The 22491-nt window shown below is 68.7% G+C and carries 23 protein-coding genes; 15 read left to right on the forward strand and 8 right to left on the reverse strand.

Features of this window, described 5'->3' with window-relative positions; genetic code table 11:
* The first annotated feature begins 60 nt into the window (after positions 1-60).
* The 13 genes from AC1VVG_RS22190 (at position 61) to AC1VVG_RS22250 (ending at position 13214) form a co-directional block, all read left to right on the forward strand.
* Positions 61-1347: a hydroxymethylglutaryl-CoA reductase, degradative gene (locus AC1VVG_RS22190; RefSeq protein WP_482836282.1), complete on the forward strand. Its 1287-nt coding sequence runs from the start codon at positions 61-63 to the stop codon at positions 1345-1347.
* A gap of 87 nt (positions 1348-1434) precedes the next feature.
* Complete coding sequence (locus AC1VVG_RS22195) at positions 1435-1932, forward strand: hypothetical protein (protein ID WP_482836283.1); 498 nt, start codon at positions 1435-1437, stop codon at positions 1930-1932.
* Complete coding sequence (locus tag AC1VVG_RS22200; protein WP_482836285.1) at positions 1932-3311, forward strand: tripartite tricarboxylate transporter permease; 1380 nt, start codon at positions 1932-1934, stop codon at positions 3309-3311. Before AC1VVG_RS22195 ends, AC1VVG_RS22200 begins: the two co-directional genes overlap by 1 nt.
* A gap of 258 nt (positions 3312-3569) precedes the next feature.
* Positions 3570-4613, forward strand: a complete 1044-nt coding sequence (locus tag AC1VVG_RS22205) for an alpha/beta fold hydrolase (RefSeq protein WP_482836286.1) — start codon at positions 3570-3572, stop codon at positions 4611-4613.
* Entirely contained in the window at positions 4613-5152 is a 540-nt protein-coding gene (locus AC1VVG_RS22210) for a cytochrome P460 family protein (RefSeq protein WP_482836288.1), read from the forward strand. Before AC1VVG_RS22205 ends, AC1VVG_RS22210 begins: the two co-directional genes overlap by 1 nt.
* 287 nt (positions 5153-5439) lie before the next feature.
* On the forward strand, positions 5440-5766 hold the full coding sequence (locus AC1VVG_RS22215) for a DUF4148 domain-containing protein (RefSeq protein WP_049030956.1): 327 nt from the start codon (positions 5440-5442) through the stop codon (positions 5764-5766).
* Positions 5767-5850: 84 nt separating this feature from the next.
* A complete protein-coding gene (locus AC1VVG_RS22220) occupies positions 5851-6642 on the forward strand; it encodes an alpha/beta fold hydrolase (RefSeq protein ID WP_034188599.1) in 792 nt (263 codons plus the stop codon).
* Positions 6643-6718: 76 nt separating this feature from the next.
* Entirely contained in the window at positions 6719-8119 is a 1401-nt protein-coding gene (locus AC1VVG_RS22225) for an amidase family protein (RefSeq protein WP_482836290.1), read from the forward strand.
* Positions 8120-8497: 378 nt separating this feature from the next.
* On the forward strand, positions 8498-8968 hold the full coding sequence (locus AC1VVG_RS22230; RefSeq protein ID WP_049030959.1) for a rhodanese-like domain-containing protein: 471 nt from the start codon (positions 8498-8500) through the stop codon (positions 8966-8968).
* Between the two features lie 28 nt (positions 8969-8996).
* Positions 8997-9938 (forward strand): serine O-acetyltransferase EpsC, encoded by a 942-nt coding sequence (epsC, locus tag AC1VVG_RS22235; RefSeq protein ID WP_034188403.1) that lies wholly within the window; start codon positions 8997-8999, stop codon positions 9936-9938.
* A gap of 8 nt (positions 9939-9946) precedes the next feature.
* Positions 9947-10168, forward strand: a complete 222-nt coding sequence (locus tag AC1VVG_RS22240; protein ID WP_034188402.1) for a helix-turn-helix domain-containing protein — start codon at positions 9947-9949, stop codon at positions 10166-10168.
* A gap of 138 nt (positions 10169-10306) precedes the next feature.
* Positions 10307-11239: a family 2A encapsulin nanocompartment shell protein gene (locus tag AC1VVG_RS22245; RefSeq protein WP_034188401.1), complete on the forward strand. Its 933-nt coding sequence runs from the start codon at positions 10307-10309 to the stop codon at positions 11237-11239.
* Entirely contained in the window at positions 11214-13214 is a 2001-nt protein-coding gene (locus AC1VVG_RS22250; protein WP_473375380.1) for a family 2A encapsulin nanocompartment cargo protein cysteine desulfurase, read from the forward strand. Before AC1VVG_RS22245 ends, AC1VVG_RS22250 begins: the two co-directional genes overlap by 26 nt.
* Before the next feature lie 69 nt (positions 13215-13283).
* Here the strand turns inward: AC1VVG_RS22250 and AC1VVG_RS22255 are convergent, their stop codons facing one another.
* The 7 genes from AC1VVG_RS22255 to AC1VVG_RS22285 form a co-directional block, all read right to left on the reverse strand.
* Positions 13284-14177: an amino acid kinase family protein gene (locus AC1VVG_RS22255; RefSeq protein WP_482836292.1), complete on the reverse strand. Its 894-nt coding sequence runs from the start codon at positions 14175-14177 to the stop codon at positions 13284-13286.
* Between the two features lie 49 nt (positions 14178-14226).
* Positions 14227-14748, reverse strand: a complete 522-nt coding sequence (locus AC1VVG_RS22260; protein ID WP_482836294.1) for a PTS sugar transporter subunit IIA — start codon at positions 14746-14748, stop codon at positions 14227-14229.
* A gap of 132 nt (positions 14749-14880) precedes the next feature.
* Positions 14881-15099, reverse strand: coding sequence for a hypothetical protein (locus tag AC1VVG_RS22265; protein ID WP_226103875.1), 219 nt, complete (start codon positions 15097-15099; stop codon positions 14881-14883).
* Between the two features lie 58 nt (positions 15100-15157).
* Positions 15158-15529, reverse strand: a complete 372-nt coding sequence (locus AC1VVG_RS22270; RefSeq protein WP_034188398.1) for a DUF6697 family protein — start codon at positions 15527-15529, stop codon at positions 15158-15160.
* A gap of 518 nt (positions 15530-16047) precedes the next feature.
* A complete protein-coding gene (gene groL, locus AC1VVG_RS22275; protein ID WP_034188397.1) occupies positions 16048-17688 on the reverse strand; it encodes a chaperonin GroEL in 1641 nt (546 codons plus the stop codon).
* A 12-nt stretch (positions 17689-17700) separates the two neighbouring features.
* A complete protein-coding gene (locus tag AC1VVG_RS22280) occupies positions 17701-17991 on the reverse strand; it encodes a co-chaperone GroES (RefSeq protein WP_034188396.1) in 291 nt (96 codons plus the stop codon).
* A gap of 142 nt (positions 17992-18133) precedes the next feature.
* Entirely contained in the window at positions 18134-19417 is a 1284-nt protein-coding gene (locus AC1VVG_RS22285; RefSeq protein ID WP_482836297.1) for a lipase family protein, read from the reverse strand.
* A gap of 373 nt (positions 19418-19790) precedes the next feature.
* On the opposite strand from AC1VVG_RS22285, the gene AC1VVG_RS22290 reads away from it, so the two are divergent.
* Positions 19791-20471: a class II aldolase/adducin family protein gene (locus AC1VVG_RS22290; RefSeq protein ID WP_482836299.1), complete on the forward strand. Its 681-nt coding sequence runs from the start codon at positions 19791-19793 to the stop codon at positions 20469-20471.
* Positions 20472-20591: 120 nt separating this feature from the next.
* A complete protein-coding gene (locus AC1VVG_RS22295; RefSeq protein WP_059559743.1) occupies positions 20592-21710 on the forward strand; it encodes a sigma-54 interaction domain-containing protein in 1119 nt (372 codons plus the stop codon).
* Here AC1VVG_RS22295 and AC1VVG_RS22300 read toward each other — a convergent pair.
* The gene (locus AC1VVG_RS22300) at positions 21701-22489 is read right to left on the reverse strand and encodes an ABC transporter permease (RefSeq protein ID WP_059559741.1); all 789 of its coding nucleotides are present in this window, start codon (positions 22487-22489) and stop codon (positions 21701-21703) included. The genes AC1VVG_RS22295 and AC1VVG_RS22300 overlap by 10 nt on opposite strands.
* Positions 22490-22491 lie beyond the last annotated feature (2 nt).

Genomic DNA, 22491 nt, shown 5'->3' on the forward strand with positions numbered 1-22491 from the left:
TCCGATGCCCGCCGCAAGCACCGACGGGCAATACCGCCACCCCGAGACAACCGACCCGTCATGCCCATCGATTCCGCCTTGCCGAACTTCCGCGCGCTCACGCCCGAGCAACGCCTGTCCCACCTGTCCCGCGCCGTCGGGCTCGACGATGCCGAGCATGCGCTGCTCGCGAAGCCGGGCGCGCTGCCGCTCGAGGTCGCCAACGGGATGATCGAGAACGTGATCGGCACGTTCGAGCTGCCGATGGCCGTGGCCGGCTACTTCCGGATCAACGACCGCGACGTGATCGTGCCGATGGCCGTCGAGGAGCCGTCGATCGTGGCGGCCGCATCGTATATGGCGAAGCTCGCGCGCGCGGCCGGCGGCTTCCGCACGTCGAGCAGCGGCCCGCTGATGCGCGCGCAGGTCCAGGTGATCGGCGTCGACGATCCGTACGGCGCGCGGCTCGCGATCCTGCGGCATGCGGCCGAACTGGTCGCACTCGCGAACAGCCGCGACAAGGTGCTCGTCGGCCTCGGCGGCGGCTGCCGCGACATCGAGGTTCACGTGTTTCCCGACACGCCGCGCGGCGCGATGCTCGTCGCGCACCTGATCGTCGACGTGCGCGACGCGATGGGGGCGAACACGGTCAATACGATGGCCGAAACGGTCGCGACGCGCATCGAGGCGATTACCGGGGGCCAGGTACGGTTGCGGATACTGTCCAACCTCGCGGATCTCCGGCTGGCCCGTGCGGAGGTACGGTACGCGGCCGCCACGCTCGCGACCGACGCTTATTCCGGTGAAGACGTCATCGATCGCGTGATCGACGCCTACGTGTTCGCGGCGACCGACCCGTACCGCGCGGCGACACACAACAAGGGCATCATGAACGGCATCGACCCGGTCGTGGTCGCGACCGGCAACGACTGGCGCGCGGTCGAAGCCGGCGCGCATGCGTATGCGAGCCGCAGTGGCCGCTATACGTCGCTGACGACGTGGGAGAAGGCCGCGAACGGCGACCTCGTCGGCACGATCGAGATGCCGATGCCGGTCGGACTGGTCGGCGGCGCGACGAAGACGCATCCGCTCGCGCGTCTCGCGCTGAAGATCATGAACGTGACTTCCGCGCAGGAACTCGGTGAAATTGCGGTGGCGGTCGGGCTTGCGCAGAATCTCGGCGCGCTGCGCGCGCTCGCGACCGAAGGCATCCAGCGCGGCCACATGGCGCTGCATGCCCGCAACATCGCGGTCGCGGCCGGCGCGACCGGCGCCGACATCGACCGGATCGCGCAGCAGATGGTCGCGGCGAAAGACGTGCGCACCGACTTCGCGGTCGAATTGCTCGCGGGCCGCCGCGGCGGCTGACGCGCGGACTGCACGCCGCGTCACGCACGCGGCGTGCGGCGCGCCACGCCGGCCAGGCCGGCGACATATCAATCCAGGAGGAGACACATGGAACAGACCGGTTCAAGCGCGCTCGCACGCGCGCCGCGTCGTGCCGGGCCGGTGGCCGGTGCCGATGCGTCGGCCGCGACGCTCGTCGAGGTATGGGGCGACACGGTGGCGACGAAACATCTCGCGTGGTCGGTGCTGCTCGGCATCGCGATCAGCCTCGGAGCGTTCGAGATCGGCCGCGTCGTGCTCGCGTCGTTCGTCCACGACGCGGCGATCGCACGTGCTTACGCGATGCTGATCGGCCTCGGCGGCTGCCTGCTGGCCGGCACGATCTGCGCGGTGCTGTTCAAGCCGAAGCGCACGGTGATCGAACATGCGGCCGGCGGCGCCGAGCGTGACGCGGCATTGCGGCAGCTCGCCGAAGCGTCGGGCGGCCTGGGTTCGGCGAGCGACCTGTCGGCCAGCGCGCGTGCCGAGATGGAGGAACTCGGGCTGCTCGACCTGTTCGCGTCGTACGACGCGTCGTCCGGGCGCGCCCGCGCGGGAGGCCGCTGATGGACGCGCTGCTGCATGCATTGCCGGCCGCGTTCGCGATGGGGCTGCTCGGCGCGATCGTGTTCTCCGCCATCGGGCTGATCTCCGGCACCGACGAAACGACGACGATCGCGCCGCTCACGTTGCTCGTCGCACTGCTCGGCGTCCCGCCGGCCGGCGTGTTCACGTTCTTTCTCGCGGGCGCGGTGGCCAAGCACATCACGCATTCGATCCCGACCGCGCTGCTCGGCATTCCCGGCGACACGATGGCCGCGCCGCTGCTGCAGCAGGCGACGCTGTTGCGCGCGCTGGGCGTGCCGCATATCGCGCTGCGCAAGATGATTTCCGGCGCGATCGTCGCCGCGTTCGTCGCGCTGCCGCTCGCGGTGCTGTTCGCGTCGCTGCTCGCGCCGTTCGGCGCGGCGATCGCCAAGGCCGCGCCGTGGGTGTTCCTCGCGGCGGCCATCGGCATCGCGTACTTTTCCGCGGGGCGCTGGGCGTCGGTGCTGCTGCTCGTGCCGTTCGTGATGCTGGTGGTCGGGCTGCAGGCGCTGACCGGTCGCTACGGCGTGAAGCTGAGCGTCAGCTACTTTCTCGGGATCGCGATCGGGCCGCTCGTGGCCGACCTGTTCTCGATCCTGTCGCCGGCCGAGCGGCGGCGCATGCGCCGCGACGGGCCGTCGACGTTCGTGCTCGCGCCCGACGTGAAAAGCTGGCGCGGCTATTTCCCGAATCCGCTGAAGGTGCTCGACCGCGAGCAGGTCGCGTGGACGGTCGGCACGGCCGCGGTATCGAGCGCGACGTTCGTGTTCAGCCCGGTCGCGATGACGGTGCTGATGGGCGAGGTCGTCGGCGCGCGCGTGCGTCATGCGTACCAGCGGCTGACGACGGTGATCGCCGCGCGCAACGGCGTGACGGAGGCGACCTACATCGCCGAGGCGCTGATTCCGCTGATCGCGTTCGGGCTGCCGCTGAGCCCGGTGGCGGCCGGCCCGGCCGCGCCGCTGTTCAATGCGCCGCCGCGCTTCACGGTCGACGCGGCGAGCGGGCAGATCCACAACCTGCATACGTTGATGAGCTGGCCCGAGTTTCTCGGCTACGGGCTGCTGTCGATCCTGCTGGCCGCGCTGATCGCGTATCCGCTCGCGATGCACCACGCCCACCGCGCGGCATCGTTCGTCGCGCGCAAGCTGAGTCATGAAGCGATCATCTCGACCTTCGCGGGGCTGATCGTCGTGATCGGCGTGTGGGAAGGGCAGTTGCTGGGGCTGGCGGTGATCGTGACGATCGGCCTGTTCGGCGGGATGCTGTCGCGCCTGTTCGCGTTCAACACGGGCGTGCAGTTCATGGGCTACTACGTCGCGGTGCTCAGCGTGCCGGCGATCGCCAGGCTGTTCTGACGTACCGCCACACGGTGGCCGCGTGTGCCGCGCGGTCGCCCGAAAGCGTCGTTTCTCGCGCGATTTTTGAATCGCTGTGTGTCGGGTTCGCACGCGGATACGTTGGGATACAAAGCCTCCGGAGGGTTCGGATATAAAACCGGTGAAGCGATTCACACGGCGGCGCGGTGCCATGCGCCGCCGCTGCGAACGGCGACACCTGATTGCCCGCCTGTGCCGCGGGCCTCTTCCTTAGCGATCGACAATGGAGAACGAGTCATGCCCGATACCGTGAACACCCGCCGCCGCCTGATCCTGGGCTCGACGCTGGCGAGCCTGAGCCTGGCCGACCTCGGCTTCAGCGCGCTCGCGCATGCGCAGTCGGCGCCCGATGCACCGGCCGCGAAGCGCCCGGCCGGCAGCGCGTCGCTGGGCACGATCCACCAGATCGACGCGGGCGTGCTCAACGTCGGATATGCGGACCTCGGACCGAGGAACGGCCCCGTCGTGTTCCTGCTGCACGGCTGGCCGTACGACATCTACAGCTATGCGGACGTCGCGCCGCTGCTCGTCAAGGCCGGCTATCGCGTGATCGTGCCGTACCTGCGCGGCTACGGCTCGACGACGTTCCGCTCGGCCGACACGGTGCGCAACGGCCAGCAGGCCGTGACGGCCGTCGACATCGTCGCGCTGATGGATGCGTTGAAGATCGACAGCGCGGTATTCGGCGGCTACGACTGGGGCGCGCGCACGGCCGACATCATCGCGGCGCTGTGGCCGCAGCGCGTGAAGGCGCTCGTGTCGGTGAGCGGCTACCTGATCGGCAGCCAGGAGGCGAACCGCAAGCCGCTGCCGCCGCAGGCCGAATTCCAGTGGTGGTATCAGTTCTATTTCACGACCGAGCGCGGCGAGCTCGGTTATGCGGCGAATCGCGACGCGTTCAACAAGCTGATCTGGCAACTCGCGTCGCCGAAGTGGAAGTTTTCCGACGAGACGTATGCACGCACGGCCGCGTCGTTCCAGAACCCCGATCACGTGGCCGTCGTGATCCACAACTATCGCTGGCGCCTCGGGCTGGCGAAGGGCGAGGCGCAGTACGACGACATCGAGCGGCGCCTGGCGGCCGGGCCGGCGATCACGGTGCCGACGATCACGATGGAAGGCGACGCGAACGGCGCGCCGCATCCGGAACCGGCCGCCTACGCGAAGAAGTTCACCGGCAAGTACCAGCACCGGACGATCTTCGGCGGCATCGGCCACAACCTGCCGCAGGAAGCGCCGCAGGCGTTCGCCGATGCGATCCTGCAAGTGGAGCATCTGTGATGGGGGCACGCGTGCGGGTGTGGCGGCGCGGCGCGCGCCGTGCGCTCGTCGCGGGCGTACTGCTGGGTGGGGCGCTGTCGGCCGGCGGGCCGGCCGCGTTCGCGGAGGAGCCGAAGCCGGCGGCGGCATCGCCGATCTACGGCGTGACGATCCCGCCCGGCTACCGGAAGTGGGAAATGGTCGCGCCGGCCGAAGAGGCCGCGCCGCTCGACGAGTTGCGCGTGGTGCTCGGCAACCCGGTCGCGATCCGCGCGCTCGAACAGGCGACGCTGCCGTTTCCCGACGGCACGATCCTCGTGAAGCTCGCGTACAAGCGCAGGCAGTCCGACGAGTTCGCGCCGGCGACGGTACCCGGCCAGGCGACGACCGTGCAGGTGATGGTGAAGGACGCGCGTCGTTATGCGTCGACGGGCGGCTGGGGCTTCGGGCGCTTCGTCAACGGCGTGCCGGCGGATATCGGCCAGCATCAGACGTGCTTTGCGTGTCACCAGGCGCGGGTGAAGAACCACGATTATGTGTTCACGCGACTCGCGCCCTGACGCGACGCGGCCGGTGTGCGTTCGATGGAAAGGCGTGCCTTGCGAGGCACGCCTTTTTTCATGATGCGTGGCGAGCGTGGCGTGGCGGCATGCATCGGCGAGCGGGTTTGTATCGCACTGTATCTGCGGCCATTCCGGAAAAACTGGCATGCAGAAAGCACCGGTTCCGGAAACATTCGGGATACGTGGGCGGGTTCTACTGTCGACATGCAGCAAACGTTCGGTGCCAGACGTTCGCACCGGGCGCCCAGTGATCGACACCTCAACTTCCGTCAAGGAGAACCCTCATGAAAGCCGCTCGAATCCTCGCTGTCGCCGTCCTCGCCGTTGCTCCCGCGTTGTCGTTCGCCGATACCGGCCACGGCCTCACGCGTGCCGACGTGCGCGCCGACCTGGTCCGCCTCGAACAGGCCGGCTACAACCCGGCGCGTAGCGAGCCGCACTACCCGGAAGACGTCATCGCCGCGCTGCAGGTCGCGCGTTCCGACCAGAACGGCCCGTCGAAGTCGCAAGGCGACAACGTGGCCGATGCGTCGACGTCTGCCGGCCATCGCGACGCGGCGCAATCGCGTGCCGCGCGAAACGCGGCCGACGACCTGTACGCGCATTCGTGACCCGCTGCCGCGCCTGTCGCAAGCAGGCGCGGCCTTCGTTGCAGCACTTCATTTGAACGACACGACAGAGAAAGGAGCATGACGATGGCCGGTTTGATGAAACGCGTTCTGGTGTCCGCCGCGGTGATCGGCGGACTGTCCGGTGCGGTCGCGGCGCAGGCCGCGCCGAAGGAAGACCTGAAGGGCACGAACGTCGTGCTCGTGCACGGCGCGTTCGCCGACGGGTCGAGCTGGAACCGCGTGATTCCGCTGCTCGAGGCGCGCGGTCTGCACGTGGTGTCGGTGCAGAATCCGCTGAGTTCGCTTGCCGACGATGCGGCCGCGACGAAGCGTACGATCGACGAGCAGAAGGGACCGGTCGTGCTGGTCGGCCATTCGTGGGCCGGCGTCGTGATCAGCGAGGCGGGCAACGACGACAAGGTGAAGTCGCTCGTGTACGTCGCGGCGTTCGCGCCCGACAACGGCCAGTCGATCGCCGACGTCACGCAGGGGCTGCCGGCCCCGTCGTGGGCCGGCGAACTGCGCCAGGACGCGGGCGGTTTCGCGCGGCTGTCGGACAAGGCGATCGCGCAGGATTTCGCGCCGGACCTGCCGCCCGCGCAGCAGCGCCTCGTCGCGGCGACGCAGGGGCCCTGGTACGGCGGGTGCATCTCGGAGAAGGTCGCGCAGGCCGCGTGGCATGCGAAGCCGTCGACGTTCGTCGTCGCGACGCAGGACAGGATGATCGATCCGGCACTGCAGGAAACGATGGCGAAGCGGATTGGCGCGACGCTCACGCGCGTGAACGGCAGCCACGTCGCGATGCTGAGCCAGCCGAAGGCCGTGGCCGACGCGATCATTGCGGCGGCCGAACGCGCGAAGCAGGCGGCGCAGTGAGTGAACACGGTGCCGCGCTTTCGCGAGGAAGCGCGGCGCCGCGCGCGTGTGTGATGTCTTTCCATCAGGAGAAGTCATGACCGAACTCTGGCAACTGCCGGCAACCGAACTCGCGAAGCGCGTGCGGCATCGCGACGTGTCCGCGCGTGAAGTGGCCGACGCCGTGCTCGATCGTCTCGATGCGGTGAATCCGGCGATCAACGCCGTGGTCGAACACCGCCCCGACGACGTGCGGCGGCAGGCGGATGCCGTCGACCGCGCGATCGCGCGCGGCGACGATCCGGGCCCGCTCGCGGGCGTACCCGTCACCGTGAAGATCAACATCGACCAGGCCGATTTCGCGACGACCAACGGGACGCGCCTGCAGGAACACCTGATCGCGCACGCCGACAGCCCGGTGGTCGCCAACATCCGGAAGGCCGGCGGGGTTCTGCTGGGCCGCACCAATTCACCGACGTTCGCGCTGCGCTGGTTCACGTCGAATCTCGTGCATGGCCGCACGCGCAATCCGCGCAATCCGTCGTTGACGCCGGGCGGATCGAGCGGCGGCGCGGCGGCTGCGGTGGCCGCCGGGATCGGCCCGCTTGCCCTCGGCACCGACATCGGCGGCTCGGTGCGTTACCCGGCCTATGCGTGCGGCGTCCATGGAATCCGGCCGTCGCTCGGCCGCGTGCCGGCGTTCAATGCGTCGTCGCCGGAGCGTGCGATCGGCGCGCAACTGATGTCGGCGGCGGGGCCGATCGCGCGCACGATCGACGACCTGTCGCTCGCGCTGCGCGCGTTCTCCGCACCCGATCCGCGCGATCCGTGGAGCGTGGCGGCGCCGTTCGACGGGCGCGAGGTGCCGAAGCGTGCGGCGCTGTGCGTGCGGCCGCGCGGCCTGGCGGTCGTGCCCGAAGTGGAGGCCGCGTTGCGCGATGCCGCGCGCCGGCTGGTCGACGCGGGCTGGAGCGTCGACGAGATCGACGAGACGCCGCCGCTGCGCGAGGCCGCGCTGCTGCAGGAACAGCTTTGGCTGGGCGACGGCTTCGATGCGCTGGCGAACGCGGTCGGGCAGGACGGCGATCCGGGCGCGGCCGCGGTGATCGAGGCCGTGCGCGGCAAGGTGCGCGATTTGCCCGCCGACGTGATCGGCCGCGCGCTGGTTCGCCGCACGACGCTGGAGCGGCAATGGCGGCTGTTTCTGGACGCGCACCCGGTGTTGCTGCTGCCGGTGTCGTCGGAACTGCCGTTCCCGGACGATCTCGACAGGCAGGGGCCGGACGGCTTCGACCGCGTGTGGGAGGCGCAGCTCACATTGCGCGCGCTGCCCGCGATGGGGCTGCCGGGGCTGGCCGTCACGACGTCGGTCGTGAACGGCATGCCGGTGGGCGTGCAGGTGGTGGCCACGCATCATCGCGAGGATCTGTGCCTGCTCGCGGGGCGCGATATCGAAGCGCGCGGTGCGCCGATTGTGCCGGTCGATCCGGTGGCCTGATTGACTTCACTGACGGGCGCATGCGTCGGCGAGGTGCGCTGGCCTCGTCGATGCATGGTGCCCCCCATGCCATTCTGGAATCCATGACAGCGCGCCGCATGCCGCGCTGATCGCCTCCCGCCTCCTTTCAATTTCCTTCGATGGCTGACATCGAACGGTCGTCGTCCTGCCTTTCCTGCCCGCCAGCGACCGCGCATGCATAGCGCGCGTCTGCTATTGCATTCCCCGCGGCGCTGATTAGGAAATGAATTTTTATTGGTTCTGCTTCCCCGGCGGCCCTCGCATAGTGGTGCTGACGGCTATAGACAGCACGCAAGCTGCGACGGCCGAATTCCCGGTGTTTTTGTTCATACGAATCAGCGAAAACAAGGAAGTGTCATGACGGTTGAACTGGAAGAACGAACCGCTGCGCAACAGGCGCTCGAAGACGCGCGCACGGCGGCCGCGGCGGCTGGCAAGTCCTATGCGGGCGGCGTGTCGCCGCAAACCGCGTGGGCGCTGTTCTCGGCAGGCGACGCATTGCTGGTGGACGTGCGCACGGCGGAAGAACGGAAATTCGTCGGTCACGTGCCGGAATCGCTGCACGTGCCGTGGGCGACCGGCACGAGCCTGACGCGCAACCCGCGCTTCGTGCGCGAACTGGAAGCGAAGACCGGCAAGGACGCCGTCGTGCTGTTGTTGTGCCGCAGCGGCAACCGCTCGGCCCAGGCGGCCGAGGCCGCGGCGAAGGGCGGTTTCACACAGGTGTTCAATGTGCTCGAAGGGTTCGAGGGCGACCTCGACGAGCGGCAGCAGCGCGGTAGCCAGAACGGTTGGCGCTTCCGCGGCCTGCCGTGGGCGCAGGACTGATTCACGGCCGTTACGGGGAGAAGGCAGCATGGCCGCATTCGACATCGACGACATCGTTCAATCGCTGCAGACGGTGCGCCGCGCATGGCGCGAGAAGCAGCGGCGCTCGCTCGAACCCGGCGGGCGCGACCTGCCGGCGCGCGAGGCGCTCGCGCAGATCATCGGCGCGCTGAAGGGCGTGCTGTTCCCGATGCGGCTCGGGCCGCCCGACCTGCGGCAGGAGAGCGAGAACTTCCACGTGGCCCATGCGCTCGACGCGGCGCTCAATGCGCTGCTCGCGCAAGTGACGCTCGAGTTGCGCTATGCGGCGCGTCACCGCCATACCGACGGGGCGCCGCCCGACAACATCGACGCGGTCGCGTCCCAAGCCGTGCAGGCCTTTGCCGCGCGATTGCCCGAGATCCGCCGGCTGCTCGACAGCGACGTGCTGGCGGCCTTTCACGGCGATCCCGCGGCCGGCAGCGTCGACGAGGTGCTGCTGTGCTATCCGGGCATCCTCGCGATGATCCACCACCGGCTCGCGCACGAGCTGTACGGGCTCGGCCTGCCGCTTCTCGCGCGGATCATCGCCGAGCAGGCGCATGCGGAAACGGGCATCGACATTCATCCGGGCGCGCGCATCGGCGCGGGCTTCTTCATCGACCACGGCACGGGCGTCGTGATCGGCGAGACGGCGATCATCGGCGAGCGCGTGCGCGTGTACCAGGCCGTCACGCTCGGCGCGAAGCGCTTCCCGCGCGATGCGGACGGGCATCTGGAGAAAGGGCTCGCGCGCCATCCGATCGTCGAGGACGACGTCGTGATCTATGCCGGTGCGACGATCCTCGGCCGCGTGACGATCGGACGCGGCGCGGTGATCGGCGGCAACGTGTGGCTCACGCAGGACGTGCCGCCCGGCGAAAACGTCACGCAGGCCGTGCTGCGCAGCGAAGCGAACGCCGCGCCGCGCGCGGCGGCGCGCGTCGCCTAGGAGGCGCGATGAGCGACCTCATCCATCACTTCGGCGCCAACGTGCGCAAGCTGCGCGAGGCGCGCACGTGGTCGCAGGAGCAACTGGCCGAGCATGCGGGGCTGAACCGCTCGTACGTCGGCGAGATCGAGCGCGGTGAGGCGATCGCGTCGATCGTCACCGCCGACAAGATCGCGCGCGCATTCGACGTGTCGATCTCCGCGCTGCTGCCGGGCGCGTACGTCACCTGAGGCTGCCTTATTTCGTTTCCCTTTTGGTTGTACGGGACCTGACGGCTATAGCATGTTGAGCCGGCAGGGGCGTGCTTCCGATAATCACCCAGCGTCATAAGCAATCCCGTTTTTCATCTTAAGAACCCGGAGCCACACATGTCGACCGTTGCAAGCGGCGCGGCTGCGCTGAGCGATCACGCCGCCCGCCAACTAGCGAACGCTACCAAGACCGTCCCCCAGCTTTCCACGATCACGCCGCGCTGGCTGACCCATCTGCTGCAATGGGTGCCGGTCGAGGCCGGCATCTACCGGCTGAACCAGGTGAAGAACCCGGAAGCCGTGCGCGCCGCGTGCACGCAGCTCGAGGACGAAAGCGTGCTGCCGCAGACCTTCGTGCCGTACGAGGAACAGCCGCGCGAATACTTCCTGAACGCGGTCAGCACGGTGCTCGACGTGCATACGCGGATCTCGGATCTCTACAGCAGTCCTCACGATCAGATCAAGGAACAGCTGCGCCTGACGATCGAGACGATCAAGGAACTGCAGGAAAGCCAGCTGATCAACAACCCGGACTACGGGCTGCTCGCGAACGTGACCGACGAACAGCGGATTTTCCCGCTGACGGGCGCGCCGACGCCGGACGATCTCGACGAACTGCTGACGAAGGTGTGGAAGGAGCCGGCCTTCTTCCTCACGCACCCGCTCGCGATCGCCGCGTTCGGCCGCGAATGCACGCGGCGCGGCGTGCCGCCGCCGACGGTCAGCCTGTTCGGCTCGCAGTTCCTCACGTGGCGCGGCATTCCGCTGATTCCGTCGGACAAGGTGCCGGTCGCGGACGGCAAGACCAAGATCCTGCTGCTGCGCGTCGGCGACAAGCGCCAGGGCGTCGTCGGCCTGTATCAGCCGGGTGTCGCGGGCGAGCAGGGGCCGGGCCTGTCGGTGCGCTTCATGGGGATCAACAACCAGGCGATCGCGTCGTACCTGATCTCGCTGTATTGCTCGCTCGCGGTCCATTCGCCGGATGCGCTGGCTGTCCTCGATGACGTCGAAATCGGCAAGTTCCATGACTATCCCGACACCTACCGTTAATCCCGGCCTGGCCGGCGGCGACGCGCACGCGCTGCCGCACGCGCCGCTGCCGGCGGGGTTGCCCGACCCGGCGACGCTCGCGCGGCTCGCGTCCGAGTTCTTCGCGACGCCGCCCGGGCAGGCCACCGCGCCGGGGCTGTCGGCCGGCAGCGGCGCGGTCGGCGGCGTGCCGTCGGCGTTGCCGGCGGCCGCGCCGATCCTCGCGTCGGTCAGCAATCCGGTGCCCGGCGGCTCGCCGCTCGCGGGCCCGGGCGGGGCCGGCACCGGCGTGCCGGGGCTCGCGCTGCCGCAGGGCAAGGTGCCCGGCGCGAACCTCGCGCCGTCCGCGCCGACGCACGTGCTGTCGCTCGGCAACCGCGTGCCGGCGCTCGCGCCGCATGCGGCCGCGCAGAACGGGCTGCCCGACAACGCCGTGTCGATCGCGCCCGCGCTCGAACCGCGCGTCGGCGGCGCGGCGCTCGGCGTGCCGCAGGTGAATGCGCCGGCACCGGAAGGCGCGGCGAAGGCGTCGCCGTACTACTTCACCGACGGCTCGCTGCAGGGCTGGCAGCGGACGCCGCAGGACATCGTCGTGCCGTCGAACGGCCTCGCGTCGCCGGAAGCGTTCGGGCTGCCGGGCGACGACGCGTTGCGTGAACTGCTCGCCGTGCATCGCGACGTGCCGGTGTCGCGTGCATCGGGCGCCGACGTGCCGCGCTACTTCGTCGACGATACGCATGCCGCCGAGCCGCAAGGTCAGTTGTATCGCGGCGCGCACCCGCCGTTCGACGTGAACGCGATCCGCCGCGATTTCCCGATCCTGCAGGAGCGCGTGAACGGCAAGCAGCTCGTCTGGTTCGACAACGCGGCGACGACGCACAAGCCGCAGGCCGTGATCGACCGGCTCGCGTATTTCTACGCACACGAGAACTCGAACATTCACCGCGCGGCGCATGCCCTGGCGGGCCGCGCGACGGATGCGTACGAGCATGCGCGGGAAACGGTGCAGCGCTTCATCGGCGCGTCGTCGCCGGACGAGATCGTGTTCGTGCGCGGCACGACCGAGGCGATCAACCTGATCGCGAAGTCGTGGGGCGTGCAGAACGTCGGCGAGGGCGACGAGATCATCGTGTCGAATCTCGAGCATCACGCGAACATCGTGCCGTGGCAGCAGCTTGCCGCGCTCAAGGGTGCGAAGCTGCGCGTGATTCCGGTCGACGATTCGGGGCAGGTGCTGCTCGACGAATACCGGAAGCTGCTCAACGACCGCACGAAGATCGTGTCGGTCACGCAGGTGTCGAATGCGCTCGGCACGGTCGTGCCGGTGAAGGAGATCGTCGAGCTTGCGCATCGCGCGGGTGCGAAGGCGCTCGTCGACGGCGCACAGTCGATCTCGCACATGCGCGTCGACGTGCAGGCGCTCGACGCCGACTTCTTCGTGTTCTCGGGCCACAAGATCTACGGCCCGACCGGCATCGGCGTCGTCTATGGCAAGCGCGCGATCCTCGACGACATGCCGCCCTGGCAGGGCGGCGGCAACATGATCGCGGACGTGACGTTCGAGCGCACGGTGTTCCAGCCGCCGCCGAACCGGTTCGAAGCCGGCACCGGCAACATCGCGGATGCGGTGGGGCTCGGCGCCGCGCTCGATTACGTGAACCGCATCGGTATCGAGAACATCGCTCGCTACGAGCACGACCTGCTGGCGTATGCGACGAGCGTGCTCGCGCCGGTACCGGGCGTGCGGCTCGTCGGCACCGCGCGCGACAAGGCGAGCGTGCTGTCGTTCGTGCTGAAGGGCTATGAAACCGAGGAAGTCGGGCAGGCGCTGAACGAAGAGGGCATCGCGGTGCGCTCCGGGCATCACTGCGCGCAGCCGATCCTGCGGCGCTTCGGGCTCGAGGCCACGGTGCGGCCGTCGCTCGCGTTCTACAACACGTGCGACGAGGTCGATGCGCTGGTGCGTGTCGTGAAGCGGCTGGCGACGCGCCGTTGACGGTGATGTCGTTGTTGCCCGCCTGCGGCGGCCCTTGCGGGTCGCCGCAGGCGTTTTCCCGTTGCGCGGTCAGAATCGTACGACCGGCTTCTTCTCCACGCTGAACCCGTCACGCAGCACGCACGCCGAATCGGCGAAGTATCGGCGGGTTTCCGACAGCAGGTCGGTGTTGCCGCGCCGACAGAACACCACACCCGATCCTTCCTCCGTCAGCAGTTCGTCGATCAGCGATTCGGGTTGCCCGATATCGGCGAGGTGGACGTTCTGCACGCCGTGCGCGAGCGCATCGAGCGCGTCCCGCACGCAGGGCGCCGCATCGGCGGCCGGATGCTCGGCAAGCCATTGTTCGAGTTCCATGATGCCGTACAGCCCGGCGAGCTCGCCGAGTTCGCGCAGCCATGCCCCGTCGACCATCATCACCAGCGTGACGGCACCGGTGCATTGCGCGAACAGGCTGCCGAGCCGTTCCGGGCGCAGCATGTGCGCGTGGCCCGCGTCGTCCGGTGCGACCGGCATCACGACGGGCACGAGTCCGTTTTCCAGGAAGGCGTTCAACGCGGCGCCGTCGAACCGTGCGACCGCGCTTGCCTGCGTGCGGTCGGGTGCCGCGCGGGCGACCAGCAGGCCGCCGTCGTGACCGTCGATGCCGATCGCCCTAGCACCGTGACCGCCGATCAGGCGCACCAGTTCGTGATTGACGCCGGCCATCGCGGCATGCGCGGCCTCGACCGATTGCGTATCGGCCGCGGCCGGCCCGCCCTGGACGACGACCGGACGAACGCCGGTGAGCGCAAGCAGCGCGACATCCTGTGCGAAGGCCGCACGGGTGCGTGCATCGCTCGCGGCGCCGCCATCGACGATGACGACGGTCTGCCCGTGCAGCGCCTGCATGAACGGCAGCGAGCGAGCCAGGCCGGCTGCGCGTCGCGACATGAGAGTGGGACTTTCAGGGTCTGGGAACATGGGAGTCCGAATGAATGGAGGGAGGTGCCTGTCGCCGTTCAACGCGGCGTCAGTGTGTGCGTTGCATCAGCAGGTGAAGCTCGCCGGGCGTTCGCGCATCGCGCGACGCGTGCCGGAACGCGCGCTCGCTGAAACACCGTGCCGCGTCGGCGAGCAGTTCGAGGTGCGTGCGGTCGTCCGCCCACGGCAGGACCAGCACGATGAATTCGCGCACGGGCTTGCGGTCCGGCGCGTTGAACGCGAACGGATAGAGCGCGCGGACGAACAGTGCGACCGCCGAGTCGAGCCCGTCGACCCGCGCGTGCGGAATCGCGACGCCCTGGCCGAGACCGGTCGAGCCGAGCTGCTCGCGCCTGGCGAGTTCGGTCCGGATCCGTTCGGCGGATACGCCGCCGCTGCGCGCGATATGGCGCGCGACGAGGTCGAACAACTGGGTCGCGCTTTCGGCCGGGACGTCGAGCAGGATGTTGTCCACCGGGCAGGCGTCGGCGAGCCGGGCTTCGGACGGCGTGCCGCCGCGCGGGCGGGGAAGGTCGGGTTGGCCGCCCACGGCGGCCTGCTGCGTTTGCATGCGGATTGCTCCGTGTCGGGATGACAGGGAAATCCTAGACAAAGCCGCGTAAAGACGGTGTCAGAGACCGGGGGGCCGGTATTAAAATTTCGTATCGATCGTCGATGGAACCGGACCCGCTACGGACGAGGCTTACGTACCCGACAAAACGAACGGCAGCGTGGTCAGCAGGAAGACCGAAATGCCGACGACCGGCGCGCCGAACGCGATCGCCGCGAACGCCACGGCGGCGCTGGTCAGCACGAGCGTTCTCGATACCCGGCGATGCCGGTCGTGCGCCGTTGTCCTGCTGTCGCGGATTGCATCGGTCCGCGCGCCGATCACGTGTTTCCAGAACGTCAGGCCCAGCATGATTGCTCCTGTATGAAAGACGAACGGGACGCGGCGCGCGATGCGCCGCGCAAGCGTGTCAGCTGCGCTCGAGCTTGAGCACGCGCGAGATCTGCGCGGCGGTGAAGCCGCTGTTGCGCACGTAAGGCGCGCAGTCGAGCGGCGCCGTGAGCGATTCGCTGACGACGTACCGGCCGACGAAGCGGTAGGCGTCGGTTGCCGTCCTGATGAACACCGGAATCGCATCGCGTTGCGCGGCGAGCGTCCTGCCGGCCGAGCGCGCGGACGCGCTGCCGTCGCAAAGGATCACGTCGGGCGCGTGCGGATTGAGGTCCGTGCGCAGGCAGGCGGCCACGACCTTGCCGTTCTTCGTCGGCAGGAAACCCTGCTTGCTGCCGCCGCAGGCGGTGTGGATGAATTCGCGTGTGTACTGCTTGTCGATCTCGAACATGACCGGGCTCCGGTAACGGAAATTTCTCTGAATAAAATTCAGGTATGCGTAGTAAATGAACTGGACCGGCGGATCGATGACGCTTCGTTGCACAGGATGTGCCGCGCACACGCTCGAGCGCATGCATTCCCGATGCGCGGTGATCGCATCGACGTCGTGTTCAGGCGTGCACGGAGAGGACTACGGCGCGCACCGTCCGCCAGGCGGCAGGACGATGGCTCGGGAGGGAGGCACAGGCGTCCTGCCTGTCAGGCAGAAAAGCAACTCGGAGGACGAGGACTTCGGAGGCGCATGTCGCGTGCTCGGTGGTGGATGGCGAACCCATTCTAGTGAACGTATTCGCCGGCGCAAGTAAAAAGGTCGTAAAGGCGTGAGAGCGGTGTGTCGGTGCCCGGTTCGACCTGCCGGCCACCGCATTTCGCCGCTTCCATGCAACAACGCGTGACGACTTGCGTCGCCACGCGTTACGCGTCCTGCCCGGCTGCGCGCGCCGGTGAACCGGCGCGCACGGCCCGTCGTCAGAAATCGAAGCCCGGCCCGCCCGCACCCGGACCGCCCGGTGCGGCAGCCGGCGCCGCATCCTTCGGCGCTTCGAACACGGTCGCATCGGTCGTCAGCAGCAGCCCGGCCACCGACGCCGCGTTTTGCAGCGCCGTGCGCGTGACCTTGGTCGGATCGAGCACGCCCGATTCGACGAGATCGCCGTACTCGCCCGTCTGCGCGTTGTACCCGAAGTTGCCCGTGCCTTCCGCGACCTTCGCGACGACGACGCTCGCTTCCTCGCCCGCGTTCGTGACGATCTGGCGCAGCGGTTCCTCGAGCGCGCGCAGCACGATCTTGATGCCCGCATCCTGGTCGGCGTTCACGCCTTTCAGTTCGCGGATCGCCTGCCGCACGCGGATCAGCGCGACGCCGCCGCCCGGCACGATGCCTTCCTCGACGGCCGCGCGCGTCGCGTGCAGCGCGTCGTCGACGCGGTCCTTCTTCTCCTTCACCTCGATTTCGGTCGCACCGCCGACCTTGATCACGGCAACACCGCCGGCCAGCTTGGCCACGCGCTCCTGCAGCTTTTCACGGTCGTAATCGGACGTCGCCTCGTCGATCTGCACGCGGATCTGCTTCACGCGCGCCTCGATGTTCTTCGCATCGCCCGCGCCGTCGATCACGGTCGTGTTTTCCTTGCCGACCTCGATGCGCTTCGCCTGGCCGAGCTCGGCGAGCGTCGCCTTCTCGAGCGTCAGGCCCGTTTCCTCCGCGATCACCTGCCCGCCGGTGAGGATCGCGATGTCCTCGAGCAGCGCCTTGCGGCGATCGCCGAAGCCCGGCGCCTTGACCGCGACCGTCTTCAGGATCCCGCGGATGTTGTTGACGACGAGCGTCGCGAGCGCTTCTCCTTCGACGTCTTCCGCGATGATCAGCAGCGGCCGGCCCGACTTCGCGACCTGTTCGAGCACCGGCAGCAGATCGCGGATGTTCGAGATCTTCTTGTCGTGCAGCAGGATGTACGGGCTTTCGATCTCGGCGATCTGCTTGTCGGGATTGTTGATGAAATACGGCGACAGGTAGCCGCGGTCGAACTGCAGCCCTTCGACGACGTCGAGCTCGTCGGCGAGCGACTTGCCGTCCTCGACGGTGATCACGCCTTCCTTGCCGACGCGGTCGATCGCCTCGGCGATGCGCTGGCCGATCGATTCCTCGCCGTTCGCGGAGATCGTCGCGACCTGCGCGATTTCCTTGCTCGTGGTGGTCGGCTTGCTGATCTTCTTCAGCTCGTCGACGGCCGCCGCGACGGCCTTGTCGATGCCGCGCTTCAGGTCGAGCGGGTTGAGCCCGGCCGCCACGTATTTCTGGCCTTCACGGACGATCGCCTGCGCGAGCACCGTGGCCGTCGTCGTGCCGTCGCCGGCGGCATCGCTGGTGCGCGACGCGACTTCCTTCACGAGCTGCGCGCCGATGTTCTGCAGCTTGTCCGCGAGTTCGATTTCCTTCGCGACCGACACGCCGTCCTTCGTGACGACGGGCGCGCCGAAGCTGCGTTCGAGCACGACGTTGCGGCCCTTCGGCCCGAGCGTCACCTTCACCGCGTTCGCGAGGATGTTCACGCCTTCGGTCAGTCTTGCCCGTGCGACGTCGCTGAAAATGATTTCCTTGGCTGCCATGATTGCGCTCCGTTATTGATTGACGACCGCGACGATGTCTTCCTCGCGCAGCACGAGAAACTCGTTGCCGTCCACTTTGACGGCCTGGCCCGCGTACTTGCCGAACAGCACGCGCTCGCCGATCTGCAGGTCGGGCACGATGCGCTGGCCGTCGGCATCCTTCCGGCCGGGGCCAACGGCGATCACTTCGCCCTGGTCGGGTTTTTCGGCGGCGCTGTCGGGGATCACGATGCCCGACGCGGTGGTGGTTTCCTGGTCGAGTCGCTTCACGATCACGCGGTCGTGCAAGGGGCGTAGGCTCATCTTTTCGTCCTGTGCTGATCTGTCGGAATTGGCTGGCACTCTTCAACAGAGCGTGCTGACGAGTATAAAAACGGGCAGCGGCGCGATCCAATAACGGATTTGCACAAGCATTCGCGTCGTCGTGCAAAGCGCAGGGAGCCGGCTATTGGGACGCGGACTGCTGGGCGACCGGAGAGCAAATCGGGTGGATCGTCTCGCCGGCGAGCACGCGCTTCACGAACGGAATCGAATCGGCGAGCGACGCGTTCACGGTGCCGTTGTGTTCGCGGCCCGCGTACAGGTGTGCCTCGACCGTCGTGCCCGCCGCGCACGCGTCCTTCGCCAGCGCGAGTTCGAGCGGCGCCAGCCCGTCGTCCGCGCCCGCGCCGATGAAGACGGGGGCGGCGAGCTTCAGTGTCGGATATTTCAGGTAGTCGTCCCACCATGCTTTCAGCCGCGCATCGCCGCCCGGCTTGACCGTATTCGCGTGCGTGAGGTGCGCGAGCGCCGCGTCGTCCTCGAGCGACGCGAGGCAGCCGATGCGCGATTGCTCGAGAATCGGCAGCGCGCGGTCGGTCAACACTTCGTCGGCGCGCAGTGACGGGTCGATCTGCTGCGCCGACAGCACCGAGTAGAACTGGTACGCAAGCGTCGGGTCGACGCGGTCGGGATCGCGCCGGTAGGCCGTCTCGAACGGCGGCAACGACGCGAGCGTGGCACGCGACGCGTTGTAGATCGTCCCGGTCGCGACGGTCGCGCGGATCGCCAGTTCCGGCGCGTAGACGGGCGCGTAGCCGGCCGCCGCGATGACGGCCGAGCCGCCTTGCGACTGGCCGACGAGCACGACTTCGTTCGCGAGGCCCGGCACGCCGCCGAGCACCGCACGCACGCTGTCGAGCAGCGTGTAGCTGTTCGAGCGGTTGTTGAGCTGCGGATTCGGGCCGGGCGTGCCGAGGCCCTGGTAGTCGGTCGCGACCACCGCGAACCCTTGCTGAAGCCATGCGTTCAGGTAGCGCACGTCGCGATACGAGCGGCCGAACCACGACGGCGCGCAGATATCGGCCATCCCGAACGTGCCGTGCGCCCATGCGACGATCGGCCAGCCGCCGGCCGGCGGTGTGCCGCGCGGCACGAACAGCGCGCCCGACACCGCGATCGGCGTCCGGCCGCCGACGCCGTCGGTCGATGCATACAAGATGCGCAACTGCCGCGCGGCGCCCGCGAGCCCGAGCGTGGCCGGCAGTGGTTCGGAGCGCAGCAGCGCGCCGGGCGTGGCCGGGATGTCGCGGTCCCACGTGTAGAACGCGGACACGCGGCCGTCGCCCTGCAGCGGATCGGGCACGGGAACATGGCCGGGCGAGGCCGCGAGCGAAACGACGGAAGGCACGGCGAGTGCCGAGATGAGCAGCGCGCGCGCGGCAACACCGCGCAGGGGAAGGAGCGTCATGGTCGGATGAAGGTGGATGAGATCGAATGCACCGTGCAAGGCCGGTGCGGGCCGACCACGATGCAAGTTTCGAACCAGCACGTTCGTTGCGCACGCCACGCGCGGTGCGGCGGGCAACCGGTCGGCACCACGCGGATGGTGCACGTGCACGCGCTGCGCGTCGCGCAGCAATCGCGGCCGGTACAGTGTTGCTCCCGCAACAGGCGCACGGTCGCGGATAGCATCGCGCGGGTCGGGCATCGCGCGAGCGCCACGCCGGCCGGCCCGCGCAGTGCGCTCGCCGGGTTGGCACGATTGCTGCTGATCCGGTGGCCGTGCGTCGCGGTGTCGCGACGCGAGTCCCTCCGTCCATCCGATCAAGGAAACCGTTCTCATGTCCGTCACCCAAGCCATCGACAGCGGCGAACTCGTGGCATTCGTCGAGCGCGCCACGCGCGAGTTCACGCAGGCCGCGCGCGTGCTGAAGGAAACGCGCACGCTGTCCGCGACCAACACGTTCCAGGCGTTCCAGCGCGTGCCGGGCACGGAGCTCGTCGTCGCGCTGTCTGCGCCGAGCCCGTGGGCCGCGTCACAGGACATTCAACCCGTCGTCGTGACGCTCGACGGCGACGTGCTGCACGGCGACGCGCGCGCGGGCGGCAACGGCCCGCGTTACGCGGGCGTGTTCCGCGAGGCGCCTGAAGTGGACGTCGTGATACACGTGCATGGCCCGTATCTCGGCGCGTGGGCGAGCGCGCATCGCCCGCTGCCGATCCGTTATGCGCCGGCCGCGCGCTACACGCGGGCTCGCGAGATTCCGGTCTACGTCGATCGTCGCCCCGGCGAGCCGCGCTTCATCGTCGATACAATCCGGCGCAATCCCGACGTGCCGGCAATCATCGAGGCAAACGGCGGCGCGACGTTCTGGGGCAAGTCGATCCTCGACGTATCGAAGTACATCCTGATCCTCGAGGAAGCCGCGTATTTCCAGGCGCTCGCGGAACCGCTCGGCGGCTCGCTCGACTTCGGGCCGGGCGCGCTCGAACAGCAGTGGAAGATGACCGGTCTTGCCTGACGCCGCACGGCGGCCGACGCAATCCGGCCGCCGTCATACCGATAGCTCGATGAATTGGTTCGTGGCCGGCGTGCGCCTTGCTATCGTCGAACCTTCCCCGTTCAACACGCCGGTCGTGCCATGGCCATCTTCAGCTTGCCGGACCCGACTTCGCACGCGATCACGATCCGCGCGAAGGCACTGACGTTCGACGATCCCAAATCGCGGGTGCTGCTCGAACGCATCCAGCTCGTCGCACCGAGCGATGCGACGGTGCTCGTCACCGGCGAGAGCGGCACCGGCAAGGAGCTGATCGCGCGCCTCGTGCATTCGCTGAGCGAGCGCCATGACGGCCCGTTCGTCGCGGTCAACTGCGGCGCATTTTCCGAGACGCTGATCGAAAGCGAGCTGTTCGGCCACGAGCGCGGCGCGTTCACCGGCGCGATCAATGCCCAGCCCGGCTGGTTCGAATCCGCGAATCGCGGCACGCTCTTTCTCGACGAGGTGGGCGACCTGCCGCTGTCCGCGCAGGTCAAGCTGCTGCGCGTGCTGCAGGAGCGCGAGGTGACGCCGGTCGGCTCGCGCAAGACCGTGAAGATCGACGTGCGGCTGGTCGCGGCGACCAACGTGAATCTCGAGGCGGCGGTGCGCGCGGGCAATTTCCGCGAGGACCTGTACTACCGGCTCAACGTCGTGAAGCTGAGCCTGCTGCCGCTGCGCGAGCGGCCCGGCGACATCGCGCCGCTGATCGAGCATTTCATCGACACCTATGCGAAGCGGCTGCGCGTGGCCGCGCCGACGCTGACCGACGCCGCACGCGCCCGACTGCATGCGCATGCGTGGCCCGGCAACATCCGCGAGCTGGAGAACGTGATCCACCACGCGGTGCTGATCTGCGCGGGCGGGGCGATCGACGTCGGCGACCTGCAGTTCTCGGCGCTGTCGCTCGCGCCCGACACGGCCGGCGCGCCGGGTGCGGCCGCCGCACCGCCGCGCCGCGCACGCGACGTCGCCGAAGCGACCGAGGCGCTGCGTCATGCGGTGATCGAATTGCTGGATCTGGGTACGCCGGCGCTTTGGCAGCACATCGAGGACACCGTCTACCGCAGCGTGTTCGACTACAGCGATCACAACCAGCTGCGCATGTCGCGCCTGCTCGACCAGTCGCGCAACATCGTGCGCGCGCGGCTCGCGCAGCTCGGCATCCTGAAGCCGCGCGACACGGGCGACGCCGACGCGCGGCTGCGCCGTCAGGCGTGATCCCGCCAGCGCAGTGCGCGCCGCGCGATCCGCTCGCATAGCGCGCTCATCCCGACGGCCAGCGCCGTCACGCCCAATACGCACACGAGCAGCACGTCGGCGCGGGCGCCTGCCTGGGCATTCTGCATCAGGCTGCCGATACCGGCCCCCGTGTTGAACAGCAACTCGCTGCTGGTCGCGGTGATCCACGCGAACGGCACGGCCTGCAGCACGCCCGCGAACAGGTCGGGCAATGCGCCCGGTATCAGCACGTCGCGCCACAGGCCGACGCGCGTCAGCCGATACGACTGCGCGAGTTCGACATAGCGTGGATCGACGCGGCGCAGCCCGTCGAAGCTGGCGGTGGTCATCGGGTAGAACGCGGCGAGCGCGATGATGAACACCTTGGCGAATTCGCCGGTGCCGGCCCACAGGCTCAGCAGCGGAATCAGCCCGAGCAGCGGCACGTAGCGCAACGCCTGGAACGCCGGTTCGGCGAGCTTGCGCGCGAGCGGCGAACGCGCCAGTACCGAGCCGAACCCGAGCCCGGCCGCGACGCCGAACCCGAGCCCGAGCGTCGTGCGGCGCAGGCTCGCGCCGAGATCGGTTGCGAGTTCGCCGCTGCGGGCGAGTTCGACGAGCGCCGCGCCGACCTGCTGCAGCGGCACGAATGCGTATTGGTGGGCCGCGTCGCCGGACGAGGCAGCTTGCCACGCGGCGATCAGCAGGGCCGGCACGACGAGGCCGCGCGCGCGGCGGCGCAGCGGGGCGAACGAGAAAGCGCGGGTGGCGAAGGTCATGC

Source organism: Burkholderia sp. L-4 (assembly GCF_056856535.1).

Bases quoted from the DNA above. Each gene is read 5' to 3' on its own strand.
- AC1VVG_RS22190 (WP_482836282.1), top strand. From the start codon at position 61: ATGCCCATCGATTCCGCCTTGCCGAACTTCCGCGCGCTCACGCCCGAG.
- AC1VVG_RS22195 (WP_482836283.1), top strand. From the start codon at position 1,435: ATGGAACAGACCGGTTCAAGCGCGCTCGCACGCGCGCCGCGTCGTGCC.
- AC1VVG_RS22200 (WP_482836285.1), top strand. From the start codon at position 1,932: ATGGACGCGCTGCTGCATGCATTGCCGGCCGCGTTCGCGATGGGGCTG.
- AC1VVG_RS22205 (WP_482836286.1), top strand. From the start codon at position 3,570: ATGCCCGATACCGTGAACACCCGCCGCCGCCTGATCCTGGGCTCGACG.
- AC1VVG_RS22210 (WP_482836288.1), top strand. From the start codon at position 4,613: ATGGGGGCACGCGTGCGGGTGTGGCGGCGCGGCGCGCGCCGTGCGCTC.
- AC1VVG_RS22215 (WP_049030956.1), top strand. From the start codon at position 5,440: ATGAAAGCCGCTCGAATCCTCGCTGTCGCCGTCCTCGCCGTTGCTCCC.
- AC1VVG_RS22220 (WP_034188599.1), top strand. From the start codon at position 5,851: ATGGCCGGTTTGATGAAACGCGTTCTGGTGTCCGCCGCGGTGATCGGC.
- AC1VVG_RS22225 (WP_482836290.1), top strand. From the start codon at position 6,719: ATGACCGAACTCTGGCAACTGCCGGCAACCGAACTCGCGAAGCGCGTG.
- AC1VVG_RS22230 (WP_049030959.1), top strand. From the start codon at position 8,498: ATGACGGTTGAACTGGAAGAACGAACCGCTGCGCAACAGGCGCTCGAA.
- epsC (WP_034188403.1), top strand. From the start codon at position 8,997: ATGGCCGCATTCGACATCGACGACATCGTTCAATCGCTGCAGACGGTG.
- AC1VVG_RS22240 (WP_034188402.1), top strand. From the start codon at position 9,947: ATGAGCGACCTCATCCATCACTTCGGCGCCAACGTGCGCAAGCTGCGC.
- AC1VVG_RS22245 (WP_034188401.1), top strand. From the start codon at position 10,307: ATGTCGACCGTTGCAAGCGGCGCGGCTGCGCTGAGCGATCACGCCGCC.
- AC1VVG_RS22250 (WP_473375380.1), top strand. From the start codon at position 11,214: ATGACTATCCCGACACCTACCGTTAATCCCGGCCTGGCCGGCGGCGAC.
- AC1VVG_RS22255 (WP_482836292.1), bottom strand. From the start codon at position 14,177: ATGTTCCCAGACCCTGAAAGTCCCACTCTCATGTCGCGACGCGCAGCC.
- AC1VVG_RS22260 (WP_482836294.1), bottom strand. From the start codon at position 14,748: ATGCAAACGCAGCAGGCCGCCGTGGGCGGCCAACCCGACCTTCCCCGC.
- AC1VVG_RS22265 (WP_226103875.1), bottom strand. From the start codon at position 15,099: ATGCTGGGCCTGACGTTCTGGAAACACGTGATCGGCGCGCGGACCGAT.
- AC1VVG_RS22270 (WP_034188398.1), bottom strand. From the start codon at position 15,529: ATGTTCGAGATCGACAAGCAGTACACACGCGAATTCATCCACACCGCC.
- groL (WP_034188397.1), bottom strand. From the start codon at position 17,688: ATGGCAGCCAAGGAAATCATTTTCAGCGACGTCGCACGGGCAAGACTG.
- AC1VVG_RS22280 (WP_034188396.1), bottom strand. From the start codon at position 17,991: ATGAGCCTACGCCCCTTGCACGACCGCGTGATCGTGAAGCGACTCGAC.
- AC1VVG_RS22285 (WP_482836297.1), bottom strand. From the start codon at position 19,417: ATGACGCTCCTTCCCCTGCGCGGTGTTGCCGCGCGCGCGCTGCTCATC.
- AC1VVG_RS22290 (WP_482836299.1), top strand. From the start codon at position 19,791: ATGTCCGTCACCCAAGCCATCGACAGCGGCGAACTCGTGGCATTCGTC.
- AC1VVG_RS22295 (WP_059559743.1), top strand. From the start codon at position 20,592: ATGGCCATCTTCAGCTTGCCGGACCCGACTTCGCACGCGATCACGATC.
- AC1VVG_RS22300 (WP_059559741.1), bottom strand. From the start codon at position 22,489: ATGACCTTCGCCACCCGCGCTTTCTCGTTCGCCCCGCTGCGCCGCCGC.